Genomic DNA, 17,946 nt, shown 5'->3' on the forward strand with positions numbered 1-17,946 from the left:
GCGCCAAGCTGCACGTCGTTGTACAAGGACCGTCAATTGAACCAGAACTGGCACGCGACCCTGATTCGCCACCTGCTACTGCTGATTACCGTCTGCCTGATCGGTGGGCTGCTCAGTGGCTACTATGGCTGGAGCCTGGCCATCGGCCTGGCGCTCTACCTGGGCTGGACCCTCAAGCAACTGCTGCGCCTGCATGACTGGCTGCGCAACCACCAACCCGACGAAGCACCGCCCGATGGCTACGGGCTGTGGGGCGAGGTGTTCGACAGCATCTACCACTTGCAACGCCGCGACCAGCGTGTACGCGGCCGCCTGCAGGCGGTGATCGACAGGGTGCAGGAGTCTACTGCCGCACTGCGAGACGCAGTGATCATGCTCGACAGCGATGGCAACCTGGAATGGTGGAACCGCGCCGCCGAGACCCTGCTGGGCTTCAAGACCCCACAGGACGGCGGCCAGCAGGTGACCAACCTGGTGCGCCACCCGCGCTTCAAGGAGTACTTCGAGGCAGGAAACTACCTCGAGCCGCTGGAAATCCCTTCGCCGATCAACGACCGCATGCGCGTGCAGTTGCACATCACCCGCTACGGCAACAACGAGCACCTGATGCTGGTGCGCGACGTTACCCGCATCCACCAGCTGGAGCAGATGCGCAAGGACTTCGTCGCCAACGTGTCCCACGAGCTGCGCACGCCGCTGACGGTCATCACCGGCTACCTGGAAACCCTGCTGGACAACGTCGAGGACGTGAACCCGCGCTGGAGCCGAGCCCTGCAACAGATGAGCCAGCAAGGCTCACGCATGCAGACACTGCTCAACGACCTGTTGCTGCTGGCCAAGCTTGAGGCCACCGACTATCCGTCGGACAACCACCCGGTGGCGGTCGATGCCTTGCTCTGCGCGATCAAGAACGACGCCCAGGCTCTGTCCGGGCCCCGCAAACAGCGCATCACCCTTGAAGCCGCGCCCGGTGTGCAGTTGAAGGGCAGCGAGTCAGAGCTGCGCAGTGCCTTTTCCAACCTGGTGTTCAACGCGGTCAAGTACACCCAGGACGAAGGCAGCATCCGGATTCGCTGGTGGGCCGATGCCCAGGGCGCACACCTGTCGGTGCAGGACTCGGGGGTGGGCATCGATGCCAAGCACCTGCCACGTCTGACCGAGCGCTTCTACCGGGTCGACTCCAGCCGTGCGTCGAATACCGGGGGCACCGGGCTGGGGCTGGCGATCGTCAAGCATGTGCTGATGCGCCACCGCGGCAAGCTGGAGATCAGCAGCGTGCCGGGGCATGGCAGTACGTTTACCTGTCACTTCGCGCCGGCACAATTGGCCAACGGCAAGGCTTGAGGGCCTCGGGGGCTGCTTTGCAGCCCATCGCGACACAAGGCCGCTCCTACACGGGATCGCGGAGCGGCCTTGTGTCGCGATGGGGCGCAAAGCGCCCCCAAAGAATCCATCGCCCTTTGCTTTTACGGTCCCAGCCGCTACATTGGACCCCCTGTGCCAGCAAGAGCTGGCACTTTTTTTCTCTCTATCTCGAAGACGGACCCCGTAAAAACTCCATCATGGACCCTTCCCCTGGTATCAGCCTCACCTCGTTATTCGCCGATTTCGGCATGATCATCTTTGCCTTGCTCCTGGTGCTGCTCAACGGCTTCTTCGTTGCCGCCGAGTTCGCCATGGTCAAGCTGCGCGCTACCCGCGTCGAGTCCATCGCCGAGTTGCATGGCTGGCGTGGCAGCATCCTGCGCAAAGTACACAACCAGCTCGACGCCTACCTGTCGGCCTGCCAGCTGGGGATCACCCTCGCCTCGCTGGGCCTGGGCTGGGTCGGTGAACCGGCGTTCGCCCACCTGCTCGAGCCGCTGCTGGCATACCTTGGCGTGGACACGCCCGAGCTGATCAAAGCGATCTCGTTCTTCGTCGCCTTCTTCGTCATTTCGTACCTGCACATCGTGGTCGGTGAGCTGGCGCCCAAGTCCTGGGCCATCCGCAAGCCAGAACTGCTGTCGCTGTGGACCGCCGTGCCGCTGTACCTGTTCTACTGGGTGATGTACCCGGCCATCTACCTGCTCAATGCCAGCGCCAACACCATCCTGCGCATTGCTGGCCAGGGCGAGCCCGGCCCGCATCACGAGCACCACTACAGCCGTGAAGAACTCAAGCTGATCCTGCACTCCAGCCGTGGCCAGGACCCGAGCGACCAGGGCATGCGCGTGCTGGCCTCGGCCGTGGAAATGGGCGAGCTGGAGGTGGTCGACTGGGCCAACTCGCGCGAGGACATGGTCAGCATCGACGCCCATGCGCCGTTGAAGCAGATCCTGGCGCTGGTGCGCCGCCACAAGTTCAGCCGCTACCCGGTGTACGACGCCGAGCGTGAGGAGTTCACCGGCCTGCTGCATATCAAGGACCTGCTGCTGGAACTGGCCGAACTCGAGCACCTGCCCGAAACCATCGACCTCGACGACCTGGCCAGGCCGCTGGAGCGCGTGTCGCGGCACATGCCCCTGGCGCAATTGCTGGAGCAGTTCCGCAAGGGCGGCGCGCACTTCGTGCTGGTGGAGGAAGCCGATGGCAAGGTGATTGGCTACCTGACCATGGAAGATGTGCTGGAAGTGCTGGTAGGTGACATCCAGGACGAGCACCGCAAGACCGAGCGCGGCATCCTCGCCTACCAGCCGGGCAAGCTGCTGGTGCGTGGCGACACGCCGCTGTTCAAGGTCGAGCGCCTGCTGGGCGTCGACCTTGACCATATCGAGGCGGAAACCCTCGCGGGGCTGGTCTACGAGACACTCAAGCGCGTGCCTGAAGAAGAGGAAGTGCTGGAGGTCGAAGGGCTGCGCATCATCATCAAGAAGATGAAAGGGCCGAAGATCGTGCTGGCCAAGGTGCTCAAGCTGGATTGAGGGCCAGGGGGCTGCAAAGCAGCCCCAAAAATCTCAGGGGTTACCCGCGGTAAAGTCAGGCAACCCACCAATCGGCCTGTCGAACCGATAAGGTATCGACTCCAGCGCCAACCCCACATTGCGCTGTACTACGAAATGCAGGTGCGGCCCGGTGCTGTTGCCGGTATTGCCCGACTTGGCCAACATCTGCCCCTGCCGCACCCGTTGCCCCTCTGCCACCACCACCGAACCGCGCATCAGGTGCAGGTACACACCCATGGTACCGTCCGGGTGCAGGATCCTGACGAAATTGCCCGAGGGGTTGGGGCCGCGCCCGCTCTGGCTGTTCTCCGTCTTCACCACCACCCCTTCCCTCGCCGCGATGATGGTGGTGCCTTCGGGCATGGCGATGTCCATGGCGTAACGCCCCTTGGGCCCAAAATGACTGACCCGGCCATTGGGGCCCTGGGTCACGCGGAACGGCCCGCCAATCCAGGGGAATGCATAGCGGAAGCCCTGGGGCCGCTTGCCCGGGTCGCCCATGGCCTGTAGCAGGGTCGAGCGGTAGTTCAGCAGCATCCCGGGGCGCCCCCTGAGCACGCTGAGCATTTGCGTGGTGCGCGGCGGCAGTACCCGGCGCACGGTACGCGGGGCATTGCCACCTTGTGCGTTCACCAGGTTGTCCAGGCGCAACTCCACCTCCACTGGCACGTGTAGCTGGTTGCGGGCCGAAAAGCTCACGCCGCCGTTGAAGGTTATCGCGTTCAGCAGAACCTGGCCTTCGGGCACCTCGACCATAGGCACGCGCCGCACAAAGGTTTTGGCACCGGGGCCGGGCCGGTCGGAATAGGAGGTCACACGGCCATCATCGGTGATCTCGTAAATAGTCATGCCCAGGCTCGACGCCGAGGCCATGAGCAATGCACAGAACAGCAGCAGGCGGGCGGGCATGATAGTGGCTTTTTGACAGTTATGATTTGTCGAAGCCTAGCAGGGGGTTTTGCGGCGGGTATGACAGTTGGTCGGATGGCCCTGGGGTGCGCAGTTTTTTGTAGGAGCAGCCTTGTGCTGCGAATGGGCTGCAAAGCAGCCCCGGCAATGCTTGCGGCGGCATTCATGCCTGGGGGCTGCTCCGCAGCCCATTCGCAGCACAAGGCTGCTCCCACAAAAAATGCGGTGTGAGACTGGGATCAGGCACCAGGGGTAAAGTGCTTCTGCGCCGTCCCGCGGGCAATCAGCCGCGACAGGTAGTCGAGCTTCTGGGCATCCTGATCGACGAACTTGAAGGTCAGTTGCAACCAATCGCTGTCGGGCTTGGGCTCAAGTGCCGCGACGGCATGCAGGTAGCCGTTCAGGCGCGCGATTTCGGCGTTCTCGCCCTGCTCCAGGTCCAGCACCGCGCCTTCCAGCACCTGTGGCAGCGCTTCGCCACGGCGCACCACCAGCAGCGCCTCTTTCAGGCTCAGCGCCTTGATCACGCACGGCTGCATGCCGCCGGCCAGGCGCAACTGGCCCTGGCCACGGCCGGTCGGCGCAGGAGCGGCGGGCCGGGGGGCATTGGCCACTGGCCTGGCGGGTGCGGTTGCGGGTACCGGAGCTGGCGCCGCGACCTTCACCGCTTCAGGCTTGCCGGCTGTCAGCGCATTCAGCGAGTCATTGGCGAATGCCGAGTTGACCCGTGCCGGGCCGCTGGACATCAGGCTGTCGAGCTTGCCGATCTTGGTCAGGGCCTTTTTCACCTTGGTCAGCAACTGCTCGTTGGTGAACGGTTTGCCGACAAAATCGGAAACGCCCGCCTGAATCGCCTGGATGACGTTTTCCTTGTCGCCACGGCTGGTCACCATGATGAATTGCAGGTTCTTCAACTCAGGCTGCTGGCGGCACCAGGTGAGCAGTTCCAGGCCGGACATTTCCGGCATTTCCCAGTCGCACAGAACCAGGTCGAACGCTTCCTTGCCCAGCATGGCCATTGCCTTGCGACCGTTGACGGCGTCGTCGATGGTCATGCCCGGGAAGGCATTGCGCAGGCATTTGCGGACCAGATCACGGATAAACGGGGCGTCATCCACGACCAGCACATTCACTTTACTCATCGATACTCCTTCTGAATCCCGACTAGCCTACCGCCGAATAATGGCCACTTGCTACAACCTGGTCACGCCGGGACTTCTTCACATCGTTCGCGGGTGCCTGCCGGCTCCTCGACCGCAAACGAAAACGCCCGGCCAAGGCCGGGCGTCGATGCTCGGGAGCAACCTTACTTATCGTCAGGTTCAGCCGGAACATTAGCGTTTTCGCCGTCGGAAACAGCAGTGCCTTGCACTTCTGCCGTCATGCGCTTGAGGCCCATGTGACGCACGTCGGTGCCGCGCACCAGATAGATCACCAGCTCGGAGATATTGCGCGCATGGTCGCCGATACGCTCCAGCGAACGCAGGACCCAGATCACGCTCAGTACCCGCGAGATCGAGCGCGGGTCTTCCATCATGTAGGTCACCAGCTCACGCAGGGCGGTCTTGTATTCGCGGTCGATGGTCTTGTCGTACTGGGCCACCGACAGTGCCAGGTCGGCGTCGAAGCGGGCAAAGGCGTCCAGCGCGTCACGGACCATGTTGCGTACCTGGTCGCCGATGTGGCGCACCTCGACATAGCCGCGCGGTGACTCGCCTTCCTCGCACAGCTGGATGGCGCGGCGGGCGATCTTGGTCGACTCGTCACCGATGCGCTCCAGGTCAATCACCGACTTGGAGATGCTGATGATCAGACGCAGGTCGGAGGCCGCCGGCTGACGACGGGCGAGGATGCGCAGGCACTCCTCGTCGATGTTGCGCTCCATCTGGTTGATCTGCTCGTCGACTTCGCGCACTTGCTGGGCCAGGCCCGAGTCGGCTTCGATCAGCGCAGTGACTGCGTCGTTGACCTGTTTTTCGACCAGGCCGCCCATGGCCAGCAGGTGGCTACGCACCTCTTCGAGCTCGGCGTTGAACTGCTGGGAAATGTGATGCGTAAGGCTTTCTTTGTTGATCATCGTTCGCTCCGCGAAGAAGCTGCAAGCTTCAAGTAGTTCGTGTCGTGCCCTGGCTGGCCAGGCTTAGCCGTAGCGACCGGTGATGTAGTCTTCGGTCTGTTTCTTCGCCGGGTTGGTGAACAGGGTGTCGGTATCCCCGAATTCGACCAGTTTGCCCATGTACATGAACGCGGTGTAGTCCGAAACACGGGCCGCCTGCTGCATGTTGTGGGTCACGATGACGATGGTGTACTTGGATTTCAATTCGTAGATCAGTTCCTCGACTTTCAGGGTCGAGATCGGGTCCAGTGCCGAGCACGGTTCGTCGAGCAGCAGCACTTCCGGCTCCACGGCGATGGTGCGGGCGATGACCAGACGCTGCTGCTGGCCACCGGACAGGCCCAGTGCCGAATCGTGCAGGCGGTCCTTGACCTCGTCCCACAGTGCCGCGCCCTTCAGCGCCCATTCGACCGCTTCGTCCAGCACGCGCTTCTTGTTGATGCCCTGGATCCGCAGGCCGTAGACCACGTTTTCGTAGATGGTCTTTGGGAACGGGTTGGGCTTCTGGAACACCATGCCCACACGACGGCGCAGCTCGGCCACGTCTTCGCCCTTGCGGTAGATGTTATTGCCATACAGGTTGATGGCGCCTTCCACGCGGCAACCATCAACCAGATCGTTCATGCGGTTGAAGGTGCGCAGCAGGGTCGACTTGCCGCAGCCGGACGGGCCGATAAAGGCGGTCACGCGCTGCTTGGGAATGTTCATCTGCACATCGAACAGCGCTTGTTTGTCACCGTAGAACAGGCTCAGGCCCGGCACTTCGATGGCTACGGTTTCTTCGGCCAGGCGCAGGCTCTGCTTGTCGCGGCCCAGGGCAGACATGTCGATGCCGTGGGTATGGGATTCTTGCTGCATGGTCAACTCCATACGCTAACAATTCGTTTCTAAGGGCCGCCCGTTTAACGGGCGGCACGCTTGCAATCAGGATCAGCTGTCGAGGGCCTTGTACTTCTCGCGCAGGTGGTTACGGATCCACACGGCCGAGAGGTTGAGGGCCGCGATCACCAGCACCAGCAGCAACGCCGTGGCGTATACCAGCGGCCGCGCGGCTTCTACGTTGGGGCTCTGGAAGCCGACGTCATAGATATGGAAGCCCAGGTGCATGATCTTCTGGTCCAGGTGCAGGTACGGGTAGTTCCCGTCCACCGGCAGGGATGGAGCCAGCTTTACCACACCCACCAGCATCAGCGGCGCCACTTCACCGGCGGCGCGGGCCACGGCGAGGATCATGCCGGTCATCATCGCCGGGCTGGCCATCGGCAGGACGATCTTCCACAGGGTTTCGGCCTTGGTAGCGCCCAGGGCCAGCGAGCCTTCGCGCACGGTGCGCGGGATACGCGCCAGGCCTTCCTCGGTGGCCACGATCACCACCGGCACGGCCAGCAGCGCCAGGGTCAGCGATGCCCACAACAGGCCTGGGGTACCCAGGGTTGGCGCCGGCAGTGCTTCGGGGAAGAACAGGCGGTCGATCGAGCCACCCAGCACGTAGACGAAGAAGCCCAAGCCGAACACGCCGTAGACGATCGCCGGCACACCCGCCAGGTTGTTCACCGCGATGCGGATCAAGCGGGTCACCGGGCCCTGTCTGGCGTATTCGCGCAGGTACACGGCAGCCAGCACACCGAACGGGGTGACGATCACGGCCATGATCAGGGTCATCATCACGGTACCGAAGATGGCCGGGAAGATACCGCCCTCAGTGTTGGCTTCACGCGGGTCATCGCTGAGGAACTCCCAGACCTTGGTAAAGTAGGTGCCCAGCTTGGTGAACCCCGACATGGCGTTAGGCTGGATGGCGTGCACCACCTTGCTGAGGTTGATTTCCACTTCACGGCCGTTGCCATCACGGGCCACCAGGCTGTCGCGGGCGAAGGCCTGGTGCAGACCGGCCAGGCGGTCTTCGATGGCCTTGTAGCGACTGTTCAGCTCGGCGCGCTCGGCGTCCATATCGGCCTGGGCGGCGGCGTCCAGCTTGCCGTCCAGCTCCAGCTTGCGCGCTTGCAGACGCAGGCGCTCGAGGCCATGGTTGATGGCGCCGATGTCTTTCTTTTCGAGGCTTTGCAGTTCGCTGTTGAGCTGGTTGGCGCGCTTGAGGCGGGCCTGCAGCTCGGCCCAGGCCGCAGCGCCTTCGGCGACCACGCGGCCTTCTTCCTTGACACTGACCAGGTAACCGTAGAAGTTGCCCCACTCGCGGCGCTCCAGGGCGACCAGGTCGGTCGGGTGCCTTTCGTCGACCAGCCAGTCGCCGACCACCCAGGTGAAGTCGCTGCCGTTGAGGTCGCGGTTGCCCACCTTGATCAGCTCACGGGTCATGAACTCCGGGCCTTGGTCAGGCACTGGCAGGCCAGCGCCCTTCAGGCGGGCACGGGGTACTTCTTCCTTTTGCACCACTTCGCCAATGACGACATGGTCGGCCTGGCCCGGCACCTTGTAGGTAGCCTGGACAAGATCGGCCGGCCAGAAGTGGCCCAGGCCGCGCACGGCAATCACCGCCAGCAGGCCAACGGTCATGATCACTGCCATGGCCACCGCGCCGCCGCTCATCCAGACGCCTGGGGCGCCGCTCTTGAACCAGCCTTTGAGGGAATCCTTTTTCACGGATCGCTACCTTTCTATCAAAGCGACGAGTATTTCTTGCGCAGACGCTGGCGAATCAGCTCGGCCAAGGTGTTCATGATGAAGGTGAACATCAGCAGCACCAGCGCGGCCAGGAACAGCACGCGGTAGTGGCTGCCGCCGACTTCCGATTCCGGCATTTCCACCGCCACGTTGGCGGCCAGGGTGCGCATGCCCTCGAACAGGTTCAGCTCCATCACCGGGGTGTTGCCGGTGGCCATCAGCACGATCATGGTCTCGCCCACCGCACGGCCCATGCCGATCATCAGCGCCGAGAATATACCTGGGCTGGCGGTGAGGATGACCACGCGGGTCAGGGTCTGCCAGGGCGTCGCACCCAGCGCCAGGGAGCCCAGGGTCAGGCTGCGCGGCACACTGAACACGGCGTCTTCGGCGATGGAGTAGATGTTCGGGATGACCGCGAAGCCCATGGCGATACCCACGACCAGGGCATTGCGCTGGTCGTAGGTTATCCCCAGGTCGTTGGTGATCCACAGGCGCATGTCACCGCCAAAGAACCAGTTCTCGAGGTGCGGGCTCATGGTCAGGGCGAACCACCCGGTGAACAGGATGACCGGGATCAGGATCGCCGCTTCCCAGCCATCCGGGATACGCAGGCGAATCGACTCGGGCAGGCGGGTCCAGGCGAAGCCGGCCAGCAGGATACCGAGCGGCATCAGCAGGAACAGGCTGAACACGCCCGGCAGGTGGCCTTCCAGATACGGGGCCAGGAACAGGCCGGCGAAGAAGCCGAGGATCACCGTCGGCATCGCTTCCATCAGTTCGATCACCGGCTTGACCTTGCGGCGCATGCCCGGGGCCATGAAGTAGGCAGTGTAGATGGCCGCGGCAATCGCCAGCGGGGCCGCCAGGATCATGGCGTAGAACGCAGCCTTGAGGGTACCGAAGGTTAGCGGCGACAGGCTCAGTTTGGGCTCGAAGTCGGTGTTCGAAGCGGTCGATTGCCAGACGTATTTCGGCTCGTCGTAGTTCTCGTACCACACCTTGCCCCACAGCGCGCTGAAGGAAATTTCCGGGTGCGGGTTGCGCAGGCTAAGTGGCAGCAGCTTGCCACCTTCCTCGATGATGATGCGGTTGGCACGTGGCGACAGGGCCAGGATGCCTGGGCCTTCGGCGGCCGGCTCGACCAGCAGGGTACGGTGCGCGGTGCTGTGGAACACGCCCAGCTCGCCTGCGGCGTCGAGGGCCACGAAGCCCTTGCGACGCTCTTCGGCGTCGATCTGCACGACTGCGGCCTTGCCCATCTGGAAAGTGCGGATCAGCTTGAAGCGCGATTCACCATCCGGGTCACGGGCCATGAACCACTGGGCCAGGCCGCCCTTGGAATCACCGATGATCAGCGAGATGCCGCCGACCAGCTGGGCGGTGGCGGTAATTTCGGTGTCGGCGCTTTCAGACAGTTTGTAGCGGCCGTTGAGGCTCTTGTCGCGCAGGTTGAACACGTCCGCGGTGGCACGGCCGTTGATCACGTACAGCCACTGCTGACGCGGGTCGATGAAGATGTTCTTCACCGTTTCGGTCATCTGCGGCAGTTCGATGCGGTTCTGCTCGGTCGTGACCTCTTCGGTCATCATGTTCTCGGTGCGGATCAACTCGACCACCTGCAGGTGCGCGCCGGTGGAAGCAGCCAGCAGCAGGGTGTCGCCATTAACGTTTACGCTGACATGATCCAGCGCACTCCCCTGCTCGTCGAGCACGAACGGCTGCTCGCCGTACGGGTAGTCGATGCCGGGGGCGATGGTTTTCTTGTTGTCCGGGTAGGTGATCTTGTAGGTGTGGTGAAACACCAGCGCCTGGCCATTGGACAAGCCCAGCACCACCAGCGGGCTACCCGGCTGGTCGGCACTGATCGAAGTGACCTGGGTGCCTGCCGGCAGTGGCAGGTCGACACGCTTGAGCTCGTTACCGGTCTTGGTATCGAAGAACAGTGCCTGGCCCTTGTCCGAAACACGCATGCCCACCAGGTTCTGCTCTTCAAGCGCGATCATCAGCGGCTTGCCGGCATCCTGTTGCAGCCAGGTCGGCTCCAGGGCTTTTTTGCTGGTCAGCTCGGCCCCCTGGAACAGCGGCAGCACCACATAGGCCAGATAGAAGAAGATCAGGGTGATAGCCGCCAATACGGCAAGCCCGCCTACCAGTACATACCAGCGGGTCAGGCGGTCCTTTAGCGCGCGCATGCGGCGCTTGCGTTGCAACTCCGGCGTATTGAAATCAATCCGCACGGGCTGGGAGTTTTGGGTCATGTTGGAATTGGCCAGATCATTCATGCGCACACCCTAGCGGTCCCGTGTGACAAAAACATTACAAAGTGGTGACGCACGAAAGCCCGCCGCACAGGAAACCTGGCTTCGGACTGGAGCTTCGTGGAAGAGGCCGGGCATCAGCGCCGGCCTCCCCTTCAGTTACTTACTTTTTTGCGACGTTACCTGCGTGGGACAGGCCCAGGTCAGCCAAGGTCTTGTCGACGACTTTGGCCGGCAGCGGGATGTAGCCATCCTTCACCACGACCTGCTGGCCAGCTTGCGACAGCACCAGCTTGACGAACTCGGCTTCCAGCGGGGCCAGAGGCTTGTTCGGGGCCTTGTTGACGTAGACGTACAGGAAGCGCGACAGCGGGTAGGTGCCGTTCAGGGCGTTGGCTTCATTGTCCTCAACGAACTCACCGCCTTCCTTCTTGGCCAGGGCCACGGTCTTGACGCTGGCGGTCTTGTAGCCGATACCCGAGTAGCCGATGCCGTTCAGCGAGGAGCTGATCGATTGCACGACCGAAGCCGAGCCAGGCTGTTCGTTGACGTTAGGCTTGAAGTCGCCTTTGCACAGGGCTTCTTCCTTGAAGTAGCCGTAGGTGCCCGATACCGAGTTACGGCCGAACAGCTGCACCGGCTTGTTGGCCAGGTCGCCGGTCACGCCCAGGTCACCCCAGGTCTTGACGTCGGCTTTGCCACCGCACAGGCGGGTGGAAGAGAAGATGGCGTCGACCTGGGCCATGGTCAGGCCTTTGATCGGGTTGTCCTTGTGCACGAACACAGCCAGGGCGTCTACGGCGACCGGGATGGCGGTCGGTTTGTAGCCGTACTTCTGCTCGAAGGCCTGCAGCTCGACGTCCTTCATCTTGCGGCTCATCGGGCCAAGGTTGGCGGTGCCTTCGGTCAGCGCGGGTGGCGCGGTGGAGGAGCCGGCAGCCTGGATCTGGATGTTTACGTTCGGATATTCCTTCTTGTAGGCCTCGGCCCACAGAGTCATCAGGTTGGCGAGGGTGTCCGAACCGACGCTGGAGAGGTTGCCCGAAACACCAGTGGTCTTGGTGTAGGTCGGGATTGCAGGATCGACAGCGGCTACCGCGTTGGCGGTTGCAACGCCAGCGGCGGCAAAGGTGAGGGCCGCCATCAAACGCTTCAGTTTCATGCCTTGCTCCTAGCAGGAATATTGGGGTGTTGGATGGAACGGGCCCAAGTATCTGTAGGCCGCATGAATACGATATGACTTGAATATGACAATTGGATGAAAGGCCATCATCAAAAGCAGGTCTGGCCTCTTCGCGGGCACGCCCGCTCCCACAGGGGCTGTGTGACCCTTGTGGGAGCGGGCGTGCCCGCGAAGAGGCCAGTAGCCCTGGCGTAGATCAGCGCTTGTTGGCGAGCAGGTACAGACCCACGACCAGACCAACGGCACACAGCCCCGCCACATAGTAGGCCGGCGCCATCGGGCTCACTTTCAGCAGCGCAGTCACCACCATCGGTGTCAGCCCGCCAAAGATCGCGTAGGCCACGTTGTACGAGAACGACAGCCCGCTGAAGCGCACCACCGCCGGGAACGCCTTGACCATCACATAAGGCACCGCGCCAATCACGCCCACGCACAGGCCGGTCACTGCATACAGCGGGAACAGCAGCTCGGGCCGGGTCGGCAGGCTGTGGTAGAAGGTCCAGGAGGTCGCCAGCAGCAGCAGGCTGCCGATCACGAACACCCGGCCCGCGCCGAAGCGATCGGCCAGGCTGCCAGCGCCGATGCAGCCGAAGCTGAGCAGCACGATGGCCAGGCTGTTGGCCTTGAGCGAGTCGGTGGGGCTGATGTGGTAGATGCTCTGCAGCAGCGCCGGAGTCATCAGGATGAGCACCACGATGGCGGCCGACAGCATCCAGGTCAGCAGCATCGACAGGATGATCGCACCGCGATGGTCACGCAGCACCGCGCGCAACGGCAGCTCCTCGGCCAGCGCCTTGCGCTGCTGCATCTCGGCGAACACCGGGGTTTCGTGCAGCCAACGGCGCAGGTACACCGAGAACAGGCCGAATACACCGCCGAGCAGGAACGGGATACGCCAGGCGTAATCTGCCACTTCCTGTGCGCTGTACACAGTGTTGATCAGGGTCGCCACCAGCGAGCCAAGCAGGATACCTGCGGTCAGGCCAGCAGTGAGGGTGCCGCAGGCGTAGCCGGTGTTGCGCTCTGGCACATGCTCGGACACGAACACCCAGGCGCCCGGTACCTCGCCGCCGATAGCCGCGCCCTGAATTACGCGCATCAGCAGCAACAGGATCGGCGCCCACATGCCGATCTGTGCATAAGTGGGCAGCAGGCCCATGATCAGCGTTGGCAGGGCCATCATGAAGATGCTGAGGGTGAACATCTTCTTGCGCCCTAGCAGGTCGCCGAAGTGGGCCATGATGATGCCGCCCAGCGGCCGCGCCAGGTAGCCGGCGGCGAAAATGCCAAAGGTTTGCATCAGGCGCAGCCATTCGGGCATGTCAGCCGGGAAGAACAGCTTGCCGACCACTGTGGCGAAGAACACAAAAATGATGAAGTCGTAGAACTCCAGCGCGCCGCCCAGGGCGGACAGTGAGAGGGTCTTGTAGTCACTGCGGGTCAGCGGCCGCGAAGGCTGCTCGATACTGCTCGGCACGGAGGTCATCGCTCATTGTTCTCTTTGTGGGCATGCAGGCCGCTTGGCATGCGGCTTCTGGATTGGAAGACAGGCGAAGATAGCAAATTGCTGAGCTGCGCCGAAAGCGATACAAAATCCCTACACATATTCATGAATGCGCGGTCGTCGCTGGCCGTTATGCTCTATATACTGGCACTTCGTAGGAAAAGGTTGCTCCTAACGTGGGATGTTGTGCGAAAACGCCGGTCATTACTGTCAGGCGGTTTCGCAGAGTTTCCCTACGGCCGCCCAGTGAAACGAAATCGGCGTAGTATGTTTCAAGCTGAATCGTTTACCCGGCCTTTGCGCCACACCAACGAAAAGCGTCACGGGTCAGAGGCCCCATCGCATGATTGAGCTCGAACAAGAAGATCCAATCCCGCAAGGCGACCTGGCCTTGCAGATCACCGCACTCCCGCGCGAAACCAACGGGTTTGGCGACATCTTCGGCGGCTGGCTGGTCGCCCAGATGGACCTGGCCGGCACCGCCATGGCCAGCCGTGTCGCCGGCGGCCGCGTGGCCACCGTGGCCATCGACCGCATGGCCTTTCTGGTCCCGGTCGCCGTCGGCGCGCAGCTATCGTTCTATACCCAGACCCTGGAAATCGGCCGCAGCTCGATCCAGATGATGGTCGAAGTGTGGAGCGACGACCCGCTGTCCAGCGAATGGCGCAAGGTCACCGAAGCAGTCTTCGTCTTCGTCGCCATCGACGGCAGTGGCCGCACCCGCTCCGTACCTCGTCGCTGAGCCACGCCGGCGGTAAACTCATTGCATGTGCCCGGGTCCAAGGCCCACTGGCAATCAATGAGATAAATGCAATGGCTACCTTCCAGGTCGTAACCGAGCAACATGGCGAACTCAACTGCTGGCGTATCAGCAGCGACCACGCCGAACTACTGATCGCCCAGCAGGGCGCACAGATCCTCAGCTACCAGCGCGTTGGCCAGCCACCGCTGCTGTGGCTGAGCGACCAGGCCATCTTCCGTAAGGGCAAGTCGGTACGCGCCGGTGTGCCGGTGTGCTGGCCGTGGTTCGGCAACCTGCAGCGCAACCCCCAGGCCGTGCAGGCCATGTACCGCGGCGAACAGGCCCCCGCCCACGGCCTGGCGCGCGCGCGCGACTGGCAATTGCTGGGTATCGAGGAGGCGGGCGAAGGCCTGCGCATCGAATTCGAACTGCCGGAAGCGCAGGGTGACCTGCCTGGCTGGCCTCATGAAGTCGAGCTGAAGCTGGTAGTGGAGCTGGGCGAGGACCTGCAGCTGAACCTGACCAGCCGCAACATGGGCAATACCCCCGTGACCATCAGCCAGGCCCTGCACAGCTACTTCGCGGTCAGTGACGTGCGCCAGGCGCGGGTCGAAGGGGTGGAGGGGCTGAGCTATATCGAGACCCTGGCGGACTGGGAGCAGCGCCAGCAGAAGGGGCCGCTGGCGTTTGCCGGGGAGACTGACCGGATCTACCTGGTGACCCCGCAAACCCTGAGCATCGTCGACCCGCACTGGGAGCGGCGCATTACCTTGACCAGCAGTGGGTCGCGCTCGGCGGTGATCTGGAACCCTTGGACTGAACGGGCCAGGGAACTGCCGGACATGGCCGACGATGGGTGGCAGCGGATGCTGTGCATCGAGACGGCGAATGTGTGGGATGACCTGGTGGAATTGAAGCCTGGGGGCAGCAGCTCGCTGGGGGTCAGGATTGGCTGTGAAATGATCTGAGTCTTGCAGTGCCTGTTCGGGCCCCTTCGCGGGTAAACCCGCGAAAGCGCCGGTGCAGGCAATCAGAGGTCTGCGTCCTCCACCACCCTCACCTTCCCGGCATCCAGCGCATAGGCCGCGTCGGCCAGGTCATTGCTGACCTTCTCCACCTTCAGCTTGCCGCTGACCCACAGCGGTGTGTAGATATCATCGATCTTCAGGCCCTTCGGGTAGCGCACCAGCACCAGCTGGTTCGGCGGTGGCGGCGGCACATGGATGCACGCGCCTGGGTACGGCACCAGGAAGAACAGCGTGCTGTTGCCCTTGGCATCGCTCTCCAGCGGTACCGGGTAGCCCCCAAGGCGAATATCCTTGCCATTCATGGCCGCCACAGTCTTGGTCGAGTACATCACCGCCGGCAGGCCCTTGTTCTGCTTCAGGCCGCCCTTGTCAGTAAAGGTACCCATGGCTTCCGGCGAGTTGTGGTCGATTTCGGGCATTTGCTCGAGCGCCTGCTGGTCAGACTCGGGCATCAGCTCCAGCCAGTCGGTTTCAGGCAGTTCGGCATGGGCCAGGGTGCTGGCCAACAACAGTGAGACGAGGAAAAAGGCACGCATGAAAATGCTCGGCAACTCCAGTGAATTGCCGGGCATTCTAACCACTAATCAGCGCTTCTTGATGAATCCGTAAATCACCAGAAGGATCACGGCACCGACCAGCGCGCCAAGGAATCCCGCAGCCTGCCCGGCCTGATAGATGCCCAGCGCCTGACCGCCGTAGGTGGCCAGCAGGGAGCCGGCAACCCCCAGCAGGATGGTCATGATCCAGCCCATGCTGTCGTCGCCCGGCTTGATGAAGCGGGCCAGCAGGCCAACGATGAGGCCGATGAAGATGGTTCCAATGATACCCATGGCAATCCCTCTGCAGTGAAGATGGAACAAGCCAAAGCCTAGACAGCGCTTTGGCTCGTTGCCATTTCAGAGGGCAAGCCGCTGGTAGAAGTTCGATCAGTTGCCGATCAGGGCTTCTACTTCGGCAATCTTGCGCTCGAGGGTGGCCATGTCGTGGCAGCGCAGGGTGGCGTGGCCAACCTTGCGACCGGCCTTGAACGCCTTGCCGTAGTGATGCAGGTGGCAGTCACCGATGGCGACGACCTTTTCCACCGCCGGCACTTCACCGATGAAATTGAGCATCGCGCTCTCGCCGACCTTGGCGGTCGAGCCCAGCGGCAGGCCGGCGACGGCACGCAGATGGTTCTCGAACTGGCTGCACTCGGCGCCTTCGATGGTCCAGTGCCCGGAGTTGTGCACGCGCGGGGCGATTTCGTTGGCCTTCAGGCCGCCGCCGACTTCGAAGAACTCGAAGGCCATCACGCCCACATAGTCCAGTTGCTTGAGCACGCGGCCCACGTAGTCTTCGGCCAGGGCCTGTAGCGGGTGCGCCTGGCTGGCGACCGACAGGCGCAGGATGCCGCTTTCGTGGGTGTTGTGCACCAGAGGGTAGAAGCGGGTTTCGCCATCACGGGCACGCACGGCCACCAGCGACACTTCGCCGGTGAACGGCACAAAGCCTTCCAGCAGGCAAGGTACGCTGCCCAGCTCGGCAAAGGTACCGACCACGTCCTCAGGCGTGCGCAGCACCTTCTGGCCCTTGCCGTCGTAACCCAGGGTGCGGGTTTTCAGCACGGCCGGCAGGCCGATGCTGGCCACCGCGGCGTCCAGGTCGGCCTGCGAGAGGATGTCGGCGAAGGCCGGGGTAGGGATACCCAGGTCGCGGAACATGCTCTTCTCGAACAGGCGGTCACGGGCGATGCGCAGCGCTTCGGCGCTGGGGTACACCGGCACGAACTGCGAGAGGAAGGCCACGGTCTCGGCCGGGACGCTTTCGAACTCGAAGGTGACCAGGTCGACTTCGTCGGCCAGCTGGCGCAGGTGGTCCTGGTCGCCGTAGTCGGCACGCAGGTGCTCGCCCAGCGGCGCAGCGCAGGCGTCCGGCGCCGGGTCGAGGAAGGCGAAGTTCATGCCCAGCGGGGTACCCGCCAGGGCCAGCATGCGGCCCAGCTGGCCGCCACCGATTACACCGATCTTCATGGGTTGAGCCTCAAGCCTGGCGCGGGTCTGGGTTGTCCAGCACGGTGTCGGTCTGTTCCGTGCGGAACTGCTTGAGCGCCGCGTGGTACTGCGGGTACTTGGCACCGAGGATGCTGGCCGACAGCAGCGCGGCGTTGACCGCACCGGCACGACCGATGGCCAGGGTGGCAACCGGCACGCCGGCTGGCATCTGCACGATCGACAGCAGCGAATCGACACCCGACAGCATCGACGATTGTACGGGCACACCCAGCACCGGCAGGTGGGTCTTGGCGGCGCACATGCCTGGCAGGTGGGCAGCGCCACCGGCACCGGCGATGATCACCTCGATGCCACGACCCTCAGCCTCCTCGGCATACTGGAACAGCAGATCCGGGGTACGGTGGGCGGAAACCACCTTCACCTCGTAGGGAATGCCGAGTTTTTCCAGCATATCGGCGGTGTGGCTAAGGGTGGACCAATCGGACTTGGAGCCCATGATCACGCCAACCAGTGCACTCATCGTCGAGCCTCTCCTGCAAGCGCCTTCTGGCGCGCTAAAAGCAACAAGCCACGCAGGTGGGCCGGCGTGGCTTGTCATACGGATTCTAAATCGACCAGGTCGGCCGAAGGCGCGGGATTGTAGCGTATTTCAAGGCCCTGCGCCCA

At 63.0% G+C, this 17,946-nt stretch carries 16 protein-coding genes; 4 read left to right on the plus strand and 12 right to left on the minus strand.

Annotated features, from left to right (window positions below; translation table 11 throughout):
- The first annotated feature begins 36 nt into the window (after positions 1 to 36).
- Positions 37 to 1,344 carry a phosphate regulon sensor histidine kinase PhoR gene (gene phoR, locus ACK56M_RS28740; RefSeq protein WP_015272347.1) on the plus strand — a complete coding sequence of 436 codons (1,308 nt, stop codon included), beginning with the start codon at positions 37 to 39 and terminating at the stop codon, positions 1,342 to 1,344.
- A 218-nt stretch (positions 1,345 to 1,562) separates the two neighbouring features.
- Complete coding sequence (locus tag ACK56M_RS28745) at positions 1,563 to 2,903, plus strand: hemolysin family protein (protein WP_013974815.1); 1,341 nt, start codon at positions 1,563 to 1,565, stop codon at positions 2,901 to 2,903.
- Positions 2,904 to 2,936: 33 nt separating this feature from the next.
- On the opposite strand, the gene ACK56M_RS28750 is transcribed toward ACK56M_RS28745, so the two are convergent.
- The 8 genes from ACK56M_RS28750 to ACK56M_RS28785 form a co-directional block, all read right to left on the minus strand.
- Positions 2,937 to 3,833, minus strand: a complete 897-nt coding sequence (locus ACK56M_RS28750) for a M23 family metallopeptidase (protein ID WP_013974816.1) — start codon at positions 3,831 to 3,833, stop codon at positions 2,937 to 2,939.
- Positions 3,834 to 4,072: 239 nt separating this feature from the next.
- Complete coding sequence (locus ACK56M_RS28755; protein WP_061304783.1) at positions 4,073 to 4,975, minus strand: response regulator; 903 nt, start codon at positions 4,973 to 4,975, stop codon at positions 4,073 to 4,075.
- A 164-nt stretch (positions 4,976 to 5,139) separates the two neighbouring features.
- Positions 5,140 to 5,910, minus strand: a complete 771-nt coding sequence (phoU, locus tag ACK56M_RS28760; RefSeq protein ID WP_013974818.1) for a phosphate signaling complex protein PhoU — start codon at positions 5,908 to 5,910, stop codon at positions 5,140 to 5,142.
- 63 nt (positions 5,911 to 5,973) lie between these two features.
- Complete coding sequence (gene pstB / locus ACK56M_RS28765; protein WP_003258171.1) at positions 5,974 to 6,807, minus strand: phosphate ABC transporter ATP-binding protein PstB; 834 nt, start codon at positions 6,805 to 6,807, stop codon at positions 5,974 to 5,976.
- Between the two features lie 72 nt (positions 6,808 to 6,879).
- On the minus strand, positions 6,880 to 8,496 hold the full coding sequence (gene pstA / locus ACK56M_RS28770; RefSeq protein WP_170976287.1) for a phosphate ABC transporter permease PstA: 1,617 nt from the start codon (positions 8,494 to 8,496) through the stop codon (positions 6,880 to 6,882).
- 71 nt (positions 8,497 to 8,567) lie between these two features.
- Entirely contained in the window at positions 8,568 to 10,856 is a 2,289-nt protein-coding gene (locus tag ACK56M_RS28775) for a phosphate ABC transporter permease (RefSeq protein WP_411959176.1), read from the minus strand.
- A 139-nt stretch (positions 10,857 to 10,995) separates the two neighbouring features.
- A complete protein-coding gene (locus tag ACK56M_RS28780; protein WP_013974822.1) occupies positions 10,996 to 11,994 on the minus strand; it encodes a phosphate ABC transporter substrate-binding protein PstS in 999 nt (332 codons plus the stop codon).
- 217 nt (positions 11,995 to 12,211) lie between these two features.
- On the minus strand, positions 12,212 to 13,501 hold the full coding sequence (locus ACK56M_RS28785) for an MFS transporter (protein WP_015272351.1): 1,290 nt from the start codon (positions 13,499 to 13,501) through the stop codon (positions 12,212 to 12,214).
- Positions 13,502 to 13,862: 361 nt separating this feature from the next.
- Here ACK56M_RS28785 and ACK56M_RS28790 point away from each other — a divergent pair, with 361 nt between their 5' ends.
- Both ACK56M_RS28790 and ACK56M_RS28795 read left to right on the plus strand, forming a co-directional pair.
- Positions 13,863 to 14,261 (plus strand): acyl-CoA thioesterase, encoded by a 399-nt coding sequence (locus tag ACK56M_RS28790; protein ID WP_003253317.1) that lies wholly within the window; start codon positions 13,863 to 13,865, stop codon positions 14,259 to 14,261.
- A gap of 71 nt (positions 14,262 to 14,332) precedes the next feature.
- Complete coding sequence (locus ACK56M_RS28795) at positions 14,333 to 15,229, plus strand: D-hexose-6-phosphate mutarotase (RefSeq protein ID WP_137137771.1); 897 nt, start codon at positions 14,333 to 14,335, stop codon at positions 15,227 to 15,229.
- Between the two features lie 62 nt (positions 15,230 to 15,291).
- Here the strand turns inward: ACK56M_RS28795 and ACK56M_RS28800 are convergent, their stop codons facing one another.
- From ACK56M_RS28800 to purE, 4 genes are all read right to left on the minus strand, one after another.
- Positions 15,292 to 15,825: a DUF3299 domain-containing protein gene (locus tag ACK56M_RS28800; RefSeq protein ID WP_015272353.1), complete on the minus strand. Its 534-nt coding sequence runs from the start codon at positions 15,823 to 15,825 to the stop codon at positions 15,292 to 15,294.
- 48 nt (positions 15,826 to 15,873) lie between these two features.
- Positions 15,874 to 16,119, minus strand: a complete 246-nt coding sequence (locus tag ACK56M_RS28805) for a GlsB/YeaQ/YmgE family stress response membrane protein (RefSeq protein ID WP_015272354.1) — start codon at positions 16,117 to 16,119, stop codon at positions 15,874 to 15,876.
- A 96-nt stretch (positions 16,120 to 16,215) separates the two neighbouring features.
- Complete coding sequence (locus tag ACK56M_RS28810; RefSeq protein WP_015272355.1) at positions 16,216 to 17,298, minus strand: 5-(carboxyamino)imidazole ribonucleotide synthase; 1,083 nt, start codon at positions 17,296 to 17,298, stop codon at positions 16,216 to 16,218.
- Positions 17,299 to 17,308: 10 nt separating this feature from the next.
- Entirely contained in the window at positions 17,309 to 17,800 is a 492-nt protein-coding gene (gene purE / locus ACK56M_RS28815; RefSeq protein WP_003253304.1) for a 5-(carboxyamino)imidazole ribonucleotide mutase, read from the minus strand.
- Positions 17,801 to 17,946 lie beyond the last annotated feature (146 nt).

It is taken from the genome of Pseudomonas sp. s4 (assembly GCF_046764235.1).
In the GTDB taxonomy this organism is placed as follows: Bacteria; Pseudomonadota; Gammaproteobacteria; order Pseudomonadales; family Pseudomonadaceae; genus Aquipseudomonas; species Aquipseudomonas asiatica.